This window comes from Pseudomonas sp. S3_A03, from assembly GCF_054668275.1.
Genome location: NZ_CP162753.1, coordinates 1155085 through 1170133 on the forward strand (window position 1 = coordinate 1155085; position 15049 = coordinate 1170133).

13 protein-coding genes and 1 pseudogene are annotated in these 15049 nt (G+C 61.8%); 11 read left to right on the forward strand and 3 right to left on the reverse strand.

Translation table 11 applies throughout. The features are described 5' to 3' along the window. Positions 1 to 16 precede the first annotated feature (16 nt). Positions 17 to 724 (reverse strand): annotated as a pseudogene (locus tag AB4O25_RS05015) (MCP four helix bundle domain-containing protein); the annotation flags it as partial. A gap of 158 nt (positions 725 to 882) precedes the next feature. On the opposite strand from AB4O25_RS05015, the gene AB4O25_RS05020 reads away from it, so the two are divergent. Next, positions 883 to 2091 carry a multidrug effflux MFS transporter gene (locus AB4O25_RS05020; protein WP_017528025.1) on the forward strand — a complete coding sequence of 403 codons (1209 nt, stop codon included), beginning with the start codon at positions 883 to 885 and terminating at the stop codon, positions 2089 to 2091. 5 nt (positions 2092 to 2096) lie between these two features. On the opposite strand, the gene AB4O25_RS05025 is transcribed toward AB4O25_RS05020, so the two are convergent. Next, positions 2097 to 3011, reverse strand: coding sequence for a site-specific integrase (locus AB4O25_RS05025; RefSeq protein ID WP_017528026.1), 915 nt, complete (start codon positions 3009 to 3011; stop codon positions 2097 to 2099). A gap of 108 nt (positions 3012 to 3119) precedes the next feature. After that, positions 3120 to 3932, reverse strand: coding sequence for a M949_RS01915 family surface polysaccharide biosynthesis protein (locus tag AB4O25_RS05030; protein WP_460150594.1), 813 nt, complete (start codon positions 3930 to 3932; stop codon positions 3120 to 3122). A 413-nt stretch (positions 3933 to 4345) separates the two neighbouring features. On the opposite strand from AB4O25_RS05030, the gene arnC reads away from it, so the two are divergent. The 10 genes from arnC (at position 4346) to AB4O25_RS05080 (ending at position 14922) form a co-directional block, all read left to right on the forward strand. Continuing rightward, positions 4346 to 5380 (forward strand): undecaprenyl-phosphate 4-deoxy-4-formamido-L-arabinose transferase, encoded by a 1035-nt coding sequence (gene arnC / locus AB4O25_RS05035; RefSeq protein ID WP_460150595.1) that lies wholly within the window; start codon positions 4346 to 4348, stop codon positions 5378 to 5380. Further along, entirely contained in the window at positions 5377 to 7368 is a 1992-nt protein-coding gene (gene arnA, locus AB4O25_RS05040; RefSeq protein ID WP_460150596.1) for a bifunctional UDP-4-amino-4-deoxy-L-arabinose formyltransferase/UDP-glucuronic acid oxidase ArnA, read from the forward strand. Before arnC ends, arnA begins: the two co-directional genes overlap by 4 nt. Continuing rightward, positions 7368 to 8252 carry a 4-deoxy-4-formamido-L-arabinose-phosphoundecaprenol deformylase gene (gene arnD / locus AB4O25_RS05045; protein WP_017528030.1) on the forward strand — a complete coding sequence of 295 codons (885 nt, stop codon included), beginning with the start codon at positions 7368 to 7370 and terminating at the stop codon, positions 8250 to 8252. The genes arnA and arnD overlap by 1 nt, the downstream gene beginning before the upstream one ends. Beyond that, positions 8249 to 9904, forward strand: coding sequence for a lipid IV(A) 4-amino-4-deoxy-L-arabinosyltransferase (gene arnT / locus AB4O25_RS05050; protein WP_460150597.1), 1656 nt, complete (start codon positions 8249 to 8251; stop codon positions 9902 to 9904). Before arnD ends, arnT begins: the two co-directional genes overlap by 4 nt. Then, the gene (gene arnE / locus AB4O25_RS05055; protein ID WP_017528032.1) at positions 9901 to 10248 is read left to right on the forward strand and encodes a 4-amino-4-deoxy-L-arabinose-phosphoundecaprenol flippase subunit ArnE; all 348 of its coding nucleotides are present in this window, start codon (positions 9901 to 9903) and stop codon (positions 10246 to 10248) included. Before arnT ends, arnE begins: the two co-directional genes overlap by 4 nt. Further along, entirely contained in the window at positions 10245 to 10646 is a 402-nt protein-coding gene (gene arnF, locus AB4O25_RS05060; RefSeq protein ID WP_065879072.1) for a 4-amino-4-deoxy-L-arabinose-phosphoundecaprenol flippase subunit ArnF, read from the forward strand. Before arnE ends, arnF begins: the two co-directional genes overlap by 4 nt. Beyond that, entirely contained in the window at positions 10643 to 12022 is a 1380-nt protein-coding gene (locus AB4O25_RS05065; protein WP_017528034.1) for a UDP-glucose dehydrogenase family protein, read from the forward strand. Before arnF ends, AB4O25_RS05065 begins: the two co-directional genes overlap by 4 nt. Positions 12023 to 12025: 3 nt before the next feature. Further along, positions 12026 to 13648: an ArnT family glycosyltransferase gene (locus tag AB4O25_RS05070; protein WP_460150598.1), complete on the forward strand. Its 1623-nt coding sequence runs from the start codon at positions 12026 to 12028 to the stop codon at positions 13646 to 13648. A gap of 190 nt (positions 13649 to 13838) precedes the next feature. Next, positions 13839 to 14048, forward strand: coding sequence for a type VI secretion system contractile sheath small subunit (locus tag AB4O25_RS05075; RefSeq protein WP_017528036.1), 210 nt, complete (start codon positions 13839 to 13841; stop codon positions 14046 to 14048). Between the two features lie 163 nt (positions 14049 to 14211). After that, on the forward strand, positions 14212 to 14922 hold the full coding sequence (locus AB4O25_RS05080; protein ID WP_017528037.1) for an HPP family protein: 711 nt from the start codon (positions 14212 to 14214) through the stop codon (positions 14920 to 14922). The last annotated feature ends 127 nt before the right edge of the window (positions 14923 to 15049 follow it).

A 15049-nucleotide genomic window follows, 5' to 3' on the forward strand; every position in this document is an offset into this window, starting at 1 on the left:
TGGCCTCGTCCTTGCGACGCGGTTCGACAATCGGCTCGCTCAAATTACCCCGAGCGATGCTGGCGGCAATGCGGCTGGCGGTTTGCAGCGGGCCCATGATGCTGAGGATGACCCAACGGCCCTGGGCCAGCAGCAGCAACAGGCTGGCAATCAATACCGCGCCGAGGGTGAAATTGGCGTTGCTCAGGGATTGGTGCGTGCCCTCGCTGGTTTTCAGGGTATGGCTTTCGATCAGTTCGCTCAGGGCGGCCATCTGATCTTCCAACTGGCTGAAGGCGGTATTGAAGGCGTCCAGCTCCCCGCGCGCGGCCTCGGGGTTAACCAGGGCCAGCGCGACGATGCGTTCGCCGGCGCTGATGTAGGTATCCAGGCTGGGTTTGATTTTCTCCAGGCTGGTCTTGATCGTGTCTACCACCGGCAGCTTGAGATTCTCCCCCAGTACCTGGCGAAAATTGTCGGCATGCTCCTTCAGCGAGCTATTGACCTCCTCCTTGGTGCTGGTGCTCTTCCCCAAGCCCACCAACATGGCCGACAACACATCGGCGCGCAGGGCGTCATGCATCATGTCGGCTTCCATGTGGTTACGCAGCACGGTCATGCCGACCTCGTTGTCCTGCACGGCGTTGCCCATCCGGGTGTTGCCCAAGTAGCCGGTCAGGCTCATGACCAGGGCCGTCAGCAACCCGGTCGCAATCAACAACATCAAGCGTAATTTGATCGTCATGCTGGTATCCCCGTACTTGGACTGCCGGCTGGCAACCCAACCGCTCGCGCATTGCTACTGGTGTTATCGGCACCAGTTGCCTGTTAGTGAAGCCTAAGTTTGCGGATTTGCGCGTTTCCCTTAAGCTGACCGGCCTCTGCACTGCCCGGAACCGCCTCATGTCACGAAGTATCGCCCACCTGGCCCTGCTGCTGGGGTTGATCACCGCCGTCGGCCCGTTCGCTATCGACAGCTACCTGCCCGCCTTGCCCACCCTGGGCGCGAGCCTGAATGCCTCGCCGGCGGCGGTGCAAATGAGCCTGACGGTGTTCTTCATGATCATCGGCGTGTGCCAACTGTTTTACGGGCCGATCAGCGATGTATTCGGGCGCAAGCCACCGATTTATGCCGGGCTGGTGATCTTTGCCGTGGGCAGTGTCGGCTGCGCCCTGGCCCCGAGCATTGAAGTGCTGATCGGTTTTCGCGCGGTGCAGGCATTCGGCGCCTGTGCCGGTATGGTCGTGCCCAGGGCCATAGTGCGTGACCTGTACACCGGCCATGAAGCCGCGCGGCTGATGGCCTTGCTGATGCTGGTGATGAGTGTTTCGCCGATCCTCGCACCACTGGCCGGCAGCGTGGTGATCGCCCTGTGGAGCTGGCGCGAAGTGTTTGCGGTGTTGGCGGTGGTAGCCGTGGCATGCCTGGTGATGACGATCCTGCAACTGCCCGAAACGCACCCGGCCGAACGCCGCTTGGGTAAGACCCTGGGCAACGCGTTCAGCAGCTATGGGGCACTGCTGCGCGATCCGGTGTTTATCGGGCTGTCGGTCGTCTGCGGGTTTGGCCTGGCGACGTTCTTTGTGTTCATCGGCAGCGCGCCCTTCGTGTACATCGAGCATTTCGGCCTCACGCCGACGCAATTCAGCCTGTGTTTCGCACTCAATGCCGCATCATTTTTTGCCATGAGCCAACTGACGGCACGCTTGAGCGCGCGTTTTGGCCTGGCGCCGGTGATTCGCTGGTCGGTGACGGCGGTGGCGGTGGTCATGGTCCTGTTGGCGATGACCACGCTTTGGATCGATAGCCTGGCGTTGATGATGACCCTGCTGTTTACGGGCTTCGGGTTCCTGGGCCTGCTGTTGCCGGCCGCCGGTGTGTTATCCCTTGAAGAGCATGGCGCAGTGGCCGGCTCCGCCTCGGCCCTGCTGGGCGCCATCCAGATGATTACCGCTGCGCTGTGCATGACCCTGGTGGGCGTGTTCGCCAACCACACGCCTGCGCCCATGTTGATCGGCATTGCGTTGTGCGCTGTCGCCGCGATGCTCACGGTGATGTGGACCCTGCGCCGTTTGCCGGCGCATTTGGCAAGCGCACCGCCCTCGCCCTGACCTCGTCACAGATCAAACCGGTCCACTGCCCGCCGCCGCTCATTGTCGTCACGTACGTCATAGCTGGCGGTGGTCTGGATATTGCTGTGATGCGCCAGTTTTTGCGCAATCGACAGGTCATGCTCCTCGATCACGCGCGTAATGAACGAGCGGCGAAAGTCATGGGGCATGATCTTCACCCCCACCTGCGCTCCGCGTTGGCGGGCAATGTAATAGATCGCGTGCTTGGTGATGCGCTCACGGGTGATATGACTGCCCCGGCGGATACGATTAAACAGGAAGTGATCGTCCTGCTCGCCCTCCTTGAGCTGCTCGCGCCGAAACGCCAGCCACGCCTGCAACTTGGCAAACGCCCAGTCCGGCGCGTATTTGACCAACTCTTTATTGCCCTTGCCGATCACCCGCAAGCTGCGCTCGTCGAAGTTGATCTGCGCCAGGTCGAGGTTGACCGACTCGGACTTGCGCATACCCGAGCCGTACAAAATCCCAATCACCGCCGCGTCGCGCAGGCCCTGCGGGCGTGGGTCGGCGGCGCAGGCTTGCATCATTTCGCGAATCAGCGTGCGCCGCAGGTTGCGGCCCTGGCCCAGGCGAGTGCCGGGCGCGGCCTTGACCGTGCGCATCTTCAACAGGTGTTCCTGGCTGATCAGGCTCATGCGCCAGGCTTCATTCATCACGCCGCGTACGGCGTTCACGTACAGCGACGAGGTGTTGGGCGCGTAACCGTCCTCACGCAGGGCTGCCACCAGCGCGATGACATGTTCGGGTTGCAACAAGTGCCAGTCGATGTCTTCAAGGTTGATGTCCTCGAAGCCCAGGCGGTCGGCGGCATCTTGCAACACGTAACGCATGGTCAGTTGGCTGGAGGGTGCCAGACGGGTCAGGTAGAGGGTCAGAGGGTTGCGAATGGACTCAGTCAAAATAGATCAGCCTTTGGATTAAATACCTTGAACAAACCTTTGTTTAACCTAGGTATTTATGGAATTGGCGAGGGCCGAGTCTAGCGCAGGAGCCGCCCTCGTACCAAATCACGGGGCCGTATCGTCTTCTTCGGTGGGTTGCGACGGCTGGGCCTGGGCCTGGCTCCATTCAGCGTCTTGCTTTTGCATCAGGGCGAACCAGTGCTGGCGCATGAACGCCAGGTACGCCTCGGGCGCCTTGGCAAAATCCTTCTCATCGCCATAGCAACCCGGCAACGGCAACTCAGTGCCCTGCTCCTTGTATTGGCTGACCAAGGCCTGCTGCCCGGCCACGCTGCAATCCGTGGGCAGCGGCATGCCGCGCAGCGCGCCGGCCTCTTCGTCCCACCAGGCGGCGCCATGGCGGTCGACGCCACGCAGGCGATACTTCTGCGACTTGCCCACGTGCATGATCAATTTGAACTCATTGGGGCTGACATCGCTGGTGCAGGTGCGCGAATAGCCCACGGTGGCCTGGGTGATGCCGTCGCCGGTCAGGTCGGTGACCTTGGTTGCGCCCCGATCAAAGCGCAGCGCTGCGTCGAACTCGCAACGCTGCACGTCGTCATAGAGCATCCACACGCGTTTGGGGCGGCTGCCGTCGATCAGGTACTGGGCGGCGTACACGAACGCCGACTGGGTGCCATCGTCTTCGCGTTCGCTGACTTGCTCGGCGAGCACCAGAAGGTTCTTGCCCTGGCGGTCGTCCCAGGTATAGGCCGCGACCTGCTTGCCACGCACTTCCACACCGTCCGGCACCTGGTCGATGCTGGTCAGCGCCACGCCGTCATCGGCCCGCACGCTGGTGACACACGCCACGCCCACCAACAACCCCATCAACACTGGCCGCAACCGGCCGCGTAAAAGCTGCACGCTATTCATCCCATTACCCTGGCAAGAGAGCGCTTACTTTACCGGCACTTGGGCGCCATTGCAGAGAAGATTCTTGAATAAAGTTCAGCGGCCAAGCCTGCTCGCCCAGCCTGAACCAAACCGCTCAAAAAGCGTTCTGATTCGCCCACCCACAAACGGCGGCAACGCCTTGGTTCACTAGCTGAACCCTAGCTGTCTGCCTGTCAAATAAACGAGTTTTTCATCTGCCTTTCATATCGGTTCCACATTTTTACGCTTAATCTTTGTTGCAGCACTTCATGGCAATCCGCGTTTTAGTGACTAACCTATTGATTCTGCTTCGCCTTTAATGCCGCCTTGTTTATCTGCGGGCTGCCTGCTCAGCCAATGAATGCTGCTGTTTTCAACGCGCCAAGTTGCTCTAACCCCGAGGTCCTGAATCTTTGAAACCCTACCCTATTCATTGTGTGTCGATCGTTATTCCGGTCTACAACGAACAAGACAGCCTGCCTGAACTGCTGCGTCGCACCATAGCCGCCTGCAAGCAGTTGGCCTACGAATACGAAATCATTCTGGTGGATGACGGTAGCCGCGACAATTGCGCGCAAATGCTCGAAGACGCCGCCTGCGAGGATGGCGGTAACGTGGTCGCGGTGATCCTCAACCGCAACTACGGCCAGCACGCGGCGATCATGGCCGGTTTCGAACAGTGCCGGGGCGACGTGGTGATCACCCTCGACGCCGACCTGCAGAACCCGCCGGAAGAAATCCCGCGCTTGGTGGAACAAGCTGCCCTGGGTTACGACGTGGTTGCCACCGTGCGCAACAACCGCCAGGACTCGGCCTTTCGCCGCTGGCCGTCGCGCCTGATCAACCTGGCCGTGCAACGCTCCACCGGCGTGGCCATGAGCGACTACGGCTGCATGCTGCGCGCATACCGCCGCACCATCGTCGACGCGATGCTCGCCTGCCGCGAGCGCAGCACCTTCATCCCGATCCTCGCCAACGGCTTTGCCCGCCACACCACTGAAATCCTGGTGCACCACGCCGAGCGTGAACACGGCGAGTCCAAATACAGCGCCATGCGCCTGATCAGCCTGATGTTCGACCTGCTTACCTGCATGACCACCACGCCGCTGCGCCTGCTGTCCATCGTCGGCTTCAGCCTGGCGGCCGTGGGCGTTCTGTTTGCATTTGCGCTGATCGTGCTGCGCCTGGCCTTTGGTGCCCAATGGGCGGGCGATGGCATGTTCGTGCTGTTCGCGGTGCTGTTCGTCTTTACGGGTGGCCAGTTCATCGGCATGGGCCTTTTGGGCGAATACCTAGGCCGCATGTACAGCGATGTCCGCGCCCGCCCACGCTTCTTTATTGAAAAGGTGCTGCGCAACACCCCGGCGGCACCGGCTCCAGTCGTCGTGGTTGACGGCCTGGCGACTTCCCATACCTCTACTTCTCCTTCCGATCAGGTTTCGTCATGAATTCAAACGCTGTTGTCTTCGCTTACCACGATATTGGCTGTGCAGGCATTGAAGCCCTGCTGGCGGCCGGCTACGACATTGCTGCCGTATTCACCCATGCCGATGACCCCAAGGAAAACACCTTCTACGGTTCCGTCGCCCAGCTCTGCGCGCGCAACGGCATCCCCGTGCATGCCCCGGAAGACGCCAACCACCCGCTGTGGATCGAGCGCATCGCCAAGCTGAACCCGGATTACATCTTCTCGTTCTACTACCGCAACCTGCTGAGCGAGCCGCTGCTGGCCACCGCCCGCCAAGGTGCGTTCAACCTGCACGGCTCGTTGCTGCCCAAATACCGTGGCCGCGCGCCGGCCAACTGGGTGTTGGTCAATGGCGAAACCGAAACCGGCGTGACCTTGCACCGCATGGTCAAGCGTGCCGATGCCGGCGCGATCCTTGCCCAGCACAAAGTCAGCATCGAACGCAGCGATACCGGCCTGACCCTGCACGCCAAGCTGCGTGATGCCGCCACCAGCCTGCTGCGTGATGCCTTGCCGCAACTGGCCCAGGGCAAGTTGAGCGAGACCGCCCAGGACGAAAGCCTGGCAACGTACTTCGGCCGCCGCACCGTCGCCGACGGCAAGCTGGACTGGAAAAAACCGGCTGAAGAACTGTTCAACCTGGTTCGTGCCGTGACCCAACCGTATCCGGGGGCCTTCTGCGCCGTTGGTGAGCACAAACTGATCGTGTGGCAGGCCGAGGTGGTCAAGGGCAACGAAGGCTTGGCGCCGGGCCGGGTGATCAGCGTCAACCCGCTGCGAATTGCCTGCGGTGAAGACTCCCTGGTGGTCAAGTTCGGCCAGCGCAACGATAACGGCCTGTACCTGGCCGGCCCTTCGCTTGCCAATGAGCTGGGCCTGGTCGACGGCTCCGTACTGCGCGGTGCCGAATCCGGGCGCAAGCCACGCCGCACCCGCGTACTGATCCTGGGCGTGAACGGCTTTATCGGTAACCACCTGTCCGAGCGCTTGCTGCGTGACGACCGTTACGAAGTCTACGGCCTGGATATCGGCTCCGACGCCATCGAGCGCCTGCGCAGCCATCCCAATTTCCATTACGTGGAAGGCGACATCAGCATCCACACCGAGTGGATCGAGTACCACATCAAGAAGTGCGACGTGGTGCTGCCGCTGGTGGCCATCGCCACGCCGATCGAATACACCCGCAACCCGCTGCGCGTATTCGAACTGGACTTCGAAGAAAACCTCAAGCTGGTGCGTTACTGCGTCAAATACAACAAGCGCGTGATCTTCCCGTCGACGTCTGAAGTGTATGGCATGTGCCAGGACCAGTATTTCGACGAAGACACCTCCAACCTGGTGGTCGGCCCAGTCAATAAACAACGCTGGATCTACTCGGTCTCCAAGCAACTGCTGGACCGCGTGATCTGGGCCTACGGCGCCAAGGGCCTGAATTTCACGCTGTTCCGTCCGTTCAACTGGATGGGCCCGCGCCTGGACCGCCTGGATTCCGCCCGTATCGGCAGCTCCCGTGCGATCACCCAACTGATCCTCAACCTGGTGGAAGGTACGCCGATTCGCCTGTTCGACGGTGGCGAGCAGAAACGCTGCTTTACCGACATCGCCGACGGTATCGAAGCCCTGGCGCGCATCATCGATAACGACAACGATGCCTGCAACGGCCAGATCATCAACATCGGCAACCCGGAAAACGAAGCCAGTATCCGCCAGTTGGGCGAAGAACTGCTGCGCCAGTTCGAAGCGCACCCGCTGCGCGGCAATTTCCCGCCGTTCGCCGGGTTCCGCGATGTGGAGAGCAAGGCGTTCTACGGCACCGGTTACCAGGACGTGGCGCACCGCAAGCCAAGCATCGAAAACGCCAAGCGCCTGCTGAACTGGGAGCCGACCGTGGCGATGAGCGAAACCATCGGCAACACGCTGGACTTCTTCCTGCGCGAAGCCATGCTCGAAATCGCGGATAAGCACTGATGAAGGCAGGCTTGCGCATCGACGTCGACACCTACCGAGGCACCCGTGAAGGTGTGCCACGGCTGCTCGACACCCTCGATGAAGCGGGGGTGAAAGCGACGTTCTTCTTCAGTGTCGGGCCGGACAACATGGGGCGCCACTTGTGGCGCCTGATCCGCCCGCAGTTCCTGTGGAAGATGCTGCGCTCCAACGCCGCCGGCCTGTACGGCTGGGACATCCTGCTGGCCGGCACTGCCTGGCCGGGCAAGCCGATTGGCCGCGATCTGGGGCATTTGATGCGCCAGGCCAAGGCCGCCGGGCACGAAGTCGGCCTGCACGCCTGGGACCACCACGGCTGGCAGGCCAACACCGGGCGTTGGAGCGATGCGCAATTGCTCGAGCAGATCCGCCGTGGCGTCGACACCTTGAGCGACATCCTCGGCGAACGCGTCGACTGTTCAGCGGCCGCCGGTTGGCGTGCCGATGAGCGCGTGGTGCAAGCCAAGCAAGGTTTCAACTTTCGCTACAACAGTGATTGCCGGGGCACCAGCCTGTTTCGACCGACCCTGGCCGACGGCAGCGCGGGCACCCCACAAATTCCGGTGGACCTGCCGACCTTCGACGAAGTCGTCGGGCCGGTGGTGGCCGCCAAGGATTTCAACCGCTTCATTCTTGACCGGTTCACCGAGTCGAAGCTCAACGTCTACACGATCCACGCAGAAGTAGAAGGGATTCTGATGGCCCACGATTTTCGCCAGTTGCTCGCCCAGGCCGGGCAGCGCGGCATCCACTTCCAACCGCTGGGCGACCTGCTGCCGGCGGACCTCTCCACCCTGCCCCGGCAACAGCTGGTACGCGGCGCCTTGAGCGGCCGCGAGGGCTGGCTCGGCGTGCAACAGGCATGATCCGACGTTGGGCGCTGCCCCTGCTCCTGCTGGCGTTCGGCGCATTCTATTTGCTGCCGCTGACCACCCATGGCTTGTGGATTCCGGATGAAACCCGCTACGCGCAGATCAGCCAGGAAATGCTGCTGACCGGCAAGTGGGCGTCGCCGCACTTCATGGGCATTCGCTACTTCGAAAAACCGGCGGGCGGCTATTGGATGATCGCGCTGGGCCAGGCGATCTTCGGCCAGAACCTGTTTGGCGTGCGTTTCGCCTCGGCATTGAGTACCGGCTTGAGCATCCTGCTGGTGGCGCTGGTGTCGCGTCGGCTATGGAACGACCCGCAGAAAACCCTGATCAGTACCGTGCTGTACATGAGTTTTGTCAGCGTCGCGGCGCTGGGCGGGTATGCCAACCTTGATCCGCAGTTCACCTTCTGGGTCAACCTGACCGGGGTGGCCTTGTGGTTTTGTTTTGACAGCACCAGCCGCAATGGCCGTTTGGGCGCCTGGGCATTGCTCGGTTTTGCCTGTGGCATGGGCTTTATGACCAAGGGCTTCCTGGCGTGGCTACTGCCGGTGCTGATCGCCCTGCCCTATGCCATCTGGCAAAAACGCTTTCGCGAACTCCTGGCGTATGGCGTGGTGGCCGTGGTGGTGGCAATCGTCGTCAGCCTGCCGTGGGCATTGGCGGTGCATCTGCAGGAACCGGACTACTGGAACTTCTTCTTCTGGCACGAACACATCCAGCGCTTTGCCGGTGACGATGCCCAGCATGCCGAGCCGTTCTGGTACTACCTGCCGCTGCTGGTCGCGTTTTGCCTGCCGTGGGTGGCGCTGCTGCCATCAACGCTCAAGCAGGCGTGGCTGGACAAGCGCAGCGCCGGCAGCGGTTTTGTGTTGCTGTGGCTGCTGATGCCGCTGGCGTTCTTCAGCCTGGCCAAGGGCAAGTTGCCTTCCTACATCATGCCGTGCCTGCTGCCCCTGGCCTTGCTGATGGGCAATACCCTGGCCGCCAAACTGGCCGCCGGCCGTGGCCGCGTATTGCGCATCAATGGCTGGCTCAACCTGGTGATCGGCGTCGTGGTGTTGCTGGCGCTGACCTGGTTTCAACTGAAAAAACCGGTGTATGAGCACGGCCAGGAAACCCTCAGCCTGGTGCTGGTGTTCGCCTTCCTGTTCGCCTGGATCATCGTCAACCTGCTGCAGGCTGCACGGCCTTTGCATCTGTGGGCCGCGCCGGTACTCGGCAGTTGGCTGATGGTTGCGCTGCTGCCGGCCGCGCTGCCGCATTCGGTGGTCTACAACAAGACCCCGGATCAATTCATCATCGACCACCTGCAGGAACTGCAACCGGCCAGCGCGTTGCTCAGCAATGACCTCGGCGCGGCGTCGGCCCTGTCCTGGCGCCTGCAACGCCCGGACGTGACCCTCTACAACACGATTGGCGAAGTGAAATACGGCCTCGCCTACCCGGATGCCGGCCATCACCAGGTCGACACAAGCCATGTCCGGCAATGGATGAGCGACGCGCGCAAAAAAGGGGCTGTCGGCGTGGTGATGCGGGTCAAGGGCGACGATGAGGTCGCCGAACTGAACCTGCTGCCTCAGGACGGCAAACGGTATGAGCAAGGCAATATTGTGATTCTGATCTTCGCGCAGGTTGCACCGTGACGACCTTGCTGCTGTTGCTCGCCGCATGCCTGCTGACCTGCATGGGCCAGGTGGCGCAAAAATTCGCCGTGGAAGGTTGGCGCACCCAGCCCGACGGCTGGGCGCTGAAACTGCGCTCGCCGTGGCTGTGGGCCGCGTTGATCTGCCTGGGCCTGGGCTTGCTGGTGTGGCTGCTGGTGCTACAGCGCCTGGAAGTGGGCATCGCCTACCCCATGCTCAGCCTGAATTTTGTATTGGTCACGCTGGTGGCACGGTTTGTCTTCCATGAACCCATCGACCGCCGCCACTGGCTGGGCGTGTTGCTGGTGATTGCCGGTGTCGTGCTGCTGGGGCGCCAGGTATGAGCCGGGTTCAAGGCTTTGCCCTGGCGCTGGGTAGCGTCGGCCTGGTGAGCGTTGCCCAACTGGGCATGCGCTGGAGCATGACGCGTCTACCGCTGCCCCACGAATGGCTGACGGCCCGGATCGACCTCGACGCCCTTGGCGTGGTGATGCTGGCGATCTGCGCCTACGCCCTGTCGATGCTCTGCTGGCTCGGCGCGCTCAAGCACCTGCCGTTGGGGCGTGCCTACTCGCTGCTGAGCATCAGCTATGCGCTGGTGTACCTGCTGGCCGCCAGCCTGCCGGTGTTCAACGAACATTTTTCGCTTTCCAAAACCCTGGGGGTGGCGCTTGTCATCCTCGGTGTGCTGATCATCAACTCTCGTCGTGCTAGTGCCACAAGTCCCAGGAATGCCCCATGAAAATCAGTGTATTTGGTAGTGGTTACGTCGGCCTGGTGCAGGCCACCGTATTGGCCGAAGTCGGTCACGATGTCATCTGCATGGACGTCGATCAGAACAAGGTCAAGCTGTTGCAGCAAGGCCATGTGAGCATCTTCGAGCCGGGGTTGGCCGCCATGGTCAAGGAGAACCTGGAAAGCGGGCGCCTACGCTTTACCTTTGATGAAAAACTCGCGGTCGAACACGGCGAAGTGCTGTTCATCGCGGTGGGCACGCCTTCGGATGAAGACGGCTCGGCCGACTTGAAATACGTACTGTCGGTGGGCGACGCCGTGGCTCGCCACCGTATGGAACCGGTGATCCTGGTAGAAAAATCCACCGTGCCCGTGGGCACCGGCGACACCCTGCGTGCGTATATCGAAAAAGCCCTGCACGTGGCCGGTCGGCACCTGGACTTCGATATCGTCTCCAACCCGGAATTCCTCAAGGAAGGCTCGGCGGTGGCCGACTGCCGGCGTCCGGACCGCATCATCATCGGCTGCGAGCGCGAAGAAGTGCGCGACGTGATGCGCGATCTGTACGCACCGTTCAACCGCAACCATGACCGCATCATCTTCATGGACCTGCGCAGCGCCGAGCTGACCAAGTACGCCGCCAACTGCATGCTGGCCACCAAGATCAGCTTTATCAACCAGATCGCCGAGCTGGCCGAGCACCTGGGCGCCGACATCGAAGCCGTGCGCCTGGGCATCGGCGCCGACTCGCGCATCGGCTACCACTTTATCTACCCCGGTTGCGGCTACGGCGGCTCGTGTTTCCCCAAGGATATGCGCGCCTTGATCCACAGCGCCAAGCAGGCCAACTGCTCCAGCGATCTGTTGGAAGCCGTGGAAGCCATCAACCAACGCCAGAAGAGCAAGTTGTTCGAGCGCGTCAACGCGTTCTTCAAAGGTAACCTGCGTGGCAAGACCTTTGCCCTGTGGGGCCTGGCGTTCAAACCGAACACCGACGACATGCGCGACGCCCCCAGCCGTGTGCTGATGGAAGCGCTGTGGGCCGCCGGTGCCGATGTGCGTGCATTCGACCCGGAAGCCATGCAGGAAACCCAGCGTATCTACGGCGACGAAGCGCGCCTGATGCTGATGGGAACGCCGGAATCGACCTTGAACGGTGCCGATGCATTGATCGTCTGCACCGAATGGCAACAGTTCAAGGCCCCGGACTTCGACCTGATCCACCAGCGCCTGAAAACCCCGGTGATCTTCGATGGCCGCAACCTGTACGACGGCGAGCGCCTGTCGCGCAAGGGCTTCCAGTATTTCCCGATCGGCCGTGGCGACTCGTGCCAATTGCCGATTCCGCAGCAACAGTGGGTGCCGCAGGTCGTGGAAGCCTGATACGTGAACAACGTCCAAACGCCCCTGCTCACTGCAACGATCCGCCGCCAATCCCTCGGCTTGGGATTGCTGGCGTTGTTGCTGTTTATCGCAGGCAGCTGGCACCAGGCGATTATCGGCTTCGACTCACGCTTCGTGCTCTTTGCCCAAGAAATGCTGCGCCATGGCCCGGGATTTTTCCCGACCACCTACGGCCAGCCGTACGCCGATTACCTGGCCACTTCAACGCTGCTGACCTGGCTGCTGTCGCTGCCCCTGGGCCAGGTCACCAGCCTTACGGCCTGGTTGCCGACGGCCATTGCCTCGGCGCTGATCGTGGTCCTGGTATATCGCCTTACGGCGCCCTACTCCCGGCGCTGGGGGCTGCTGAGCATCGCGCTGATGCTGTTGAGCAGTACCTTTATCAGCGAAACCCGCGCCGTGTCCCTGGACCAAATGCTCGCGGCCATTACCTTGACGGCGTTCTACCTGGGTTACGCCCATGATCACTTCGGCGCGGGTAAGCGGCTGCATTGGCTGTACCTGCTATTGATCCTGGGGTTTGCGGTTCGCGGGCCGATTGGCCTTGTCGTGCCGACCGGCGTGCTGTGCAGCTATTACCTGATCAACCGGCAGTGGCGCCAGTTGTTCAGTTTTGGTCTGTTGGCCCTGGCGTTGCTAGTCGCTTGCGTCGGCCTGTTGTTGCTGATGGCCAAGCTCAGCGGTGGCGAAAGCTTCATGCAAGACGTGATTCGCATGCAGTTCCTGGGGCGCATGGATGGCAGCGAAGGTTCAAGCAGCGCGCTGTATTACTTCACCAGTTCAATGGGCAACTACGCGCTGGCCTATCCATTGGCGCTGCTGGTGTTGCTGGCCGTGGCGCTGGGTGGACGGCACTCGCCGCAGCCCGCAGAGAAACTGCTGTTGTACTGCGCGGCCGCCGGTGTGCTGGTGATGCTGGGCCTGTCGATTCCCCAGGCGAAAAAGGCGCGGTATGTGCTGGCGATGTTGCCGATGGCGGCGATCATTGCCGCGTATCCGTTCCAAGTGGCGCAGGGCCGCATGTTTGCCTGGCTGCGCGGGCTGATGCTGACCCTCTGGGCCCTGTTGCCGGCCTTGCTGATCAGCGCGCTGCTGTTTGCGCGGTCACGCTACCCCGAACAGTTGAGCCATCTGACGTGGGTGTTTGGCCTGCTTGGCCTGTTGCAGGCCCTTTCACTGCTGGCGTTGTTCAAGCCGCGCTTGCGGCCAGTGGGCCCGGCATTCGCGGCGGTGCTGGCGGTGTGGGCCACCTATATTCTGGTGGTCGAGCCGCTGGAGCGCGTGCTCTACGACACCCGCACGTTTACCCTGCGCGTGCATGAACAAGTGATGCAGCAGCGGGCGCCGGTGGTATTGCATGGCCTGGGCAAAGACGCCAAGGCCATCAAATACATGGTCAACCTCGACTGCGACCAGGTGCCGTTGTTCACCCAGCAGGCTTCCGACCTCACGCCCCTGCAAGGCCCCGCTTGGCTGGTGATGAGCCAGGCGGATTTCGAGGCGCTGAAAGACCCGCGTTTTGCCTCGATCAAACCGACCCTGATGGGGGAATTCGATAAAAACCCCTATGTGCTGCTGCACTTGGCCAAAAGCTCGCAACCTTGAACCTGGGGCGCAGAAGACTCCTACATAGCTATGCGTAACGGCCGATGTCATTTCACTGTTCGGCGCGCGGATCCCAACTGTAAACTCCATGGCCACGTGCGGTAAGCCTTTACCGCCACGGGCCATGGATAACAACAAGGACGCTATAGGCCGCCGCCCAACGCGGCCTACTTCGTGAGAGGACGACGCCGTGCCGAATGATGTTTCGCTGGATCCCCCGGTTTCCCTGGCCCGCGATGAGGTCCATATCGGCTATCTGCCGATTGCGCCGCTGGATCGGCTGATGACGTTGCGCAACGCCCTGGTCGCGCTCAAAGGGCCGCTCGCCGGCGAGCCGGGGATGCAGGAAACGCTACGGCGCCATGTATTCCGCGAAGAGACCGATACCGACCTCGTTTGAGCTCACTATTTTTGTATTTAACCTGCATTAATATGCATTGGCGCAGCCTTACCAGCCACGGCACACTGCGCAGGTTCCTCCCCCAAATGCAGGAACTTTCAAGAGGCTTTTCCGGGCAACCAGACAAGCCTTTTTTTTGCCCGTCGTTTATGGACCCTTTTCAATGCGTGCTCGCTGGTTCCCCGCTGCTATCAACACCCGTCCCACCGAATGGAGCCGTGCCGCGATCGGCATGGCCCTGGGCACTTTGTTCAGTGTCTGGCTCTGCGCCCAGGTTTTCGGCATGCCGGTGGCTCTGCACCTGCTGGGCCCGCTAGGCGCCTCTGCGGTATTGCTGTTTGCCGTGTCATCCGGTGCGCTGGCGCAACCCTGGTCGATCATCGGCAGTTACCTGTGCGCCGGTGTCGTGGCGCTGCTGGTGGCACGCGTGCTCGGGCGCACATTGGGCGGTGCCTGCCTGGCGGCCGGCATGGCCGTGATACTGATGTGTTGGCTGCGGTGCCTGCACCCGCCAGCCGGTGGCCTGGCCATGACCCTGGTACTGGCCGACCCGGCCTCCGCCGCCCTCGGCTGGCATGAATTGGGCGCAGTGTTGCTGGGGGCTGGCGCCCTGCTCGCCTGTGCCTTGGCCTATAACAACGCCACGCGCACTCGCTACCCCAAGGGGGCCGTTGAGCCCGCGACGCCGATGTTGAGTCACCACGAGGCCGCTCGGGACCCGGCGGTGACCGCCGCCGACCTGAAGCTGGCATTGGCCGAAATGGAGCAGTTCTACGACGTGGCGCCCACGGAACTCGAGCAACTGATTCACGCCGCCGAGACGCACGCGCGCCGACGCAGCATCGGCGAAGTCCTGGCAAGCCGCGTGCCCTGACGCCGCGCTGCGTCCTGCATAAATGCAAAAACGACCTGCATGATTCCGGGTTGTACGGGGCAAATTTGCACTGGTACGATCACGAGAAGGTTCGCTCGCGAACATCTTGATAAAGAACAATAAAAGC

What these genes read in the sequence shown, in the direction of transcription:
- AB4O25_RS05020 (WP_017528025.1), top strand. Translation starts at nt 883, where the DNA reads ATGTCACGAAGTATCGCCCACCTGGCCCTGCTGCTGGGGTTGATCACC.
- AB4O25_RS05030 (WP_460150594.1), bottom strand. Translation starts at nt 3,932, where the DNA reads ATGAATAGCGTGCAGCTTTTACGCGGCCGGTTGCGGCCAGTGTTGATG.
- arnA (WP_460150596.1), top strand. Translation starts at nt 5,377, where the DNA reads ATGAATTCAAACGCTGTTGTCTTCGCTTACCACGATATTGGCTGTGCA.
- arnD (WP_017528030.1), top strand. Translation starts at nt 7,368, where the DNA reads ATGAAGGCAGGCTTGCGCATCGACGTCGACACCTACCGAGGCACCCGT.
- arnT (WP_460150597.1), top strand. Translation starts at nt 8,249, where the DNA reads ATGATCCGACGTTGGGCGCTGCCCCTGCTCCTGCTGGCGTTCGGCGCA.
- arnF (WP_065879072.1), top strand. Translation starts at nt 10,245, where the DNA reads ATGAGCCGGGTTCAAGGCTTTGCCCTGGCGCTGGGTAGCGTCGGCCTG.
- AB4O25_RS05065 (WP_017528034.1), top strand. Translation starts at nt 10,643, where the DNA reads ATGAAAATCAGTGTATTTGGTAGTGGTTACGTCGGCCTGGTGCAGGCC.
- AB4O25_RS05080 (WP_017528037.1), top strand. Translation starts at nt 14,212, where the DNA reads ATGCGTGCTCGCTGGTTCCCCGCTGCTATCAACACCCGTCCCACCGAA.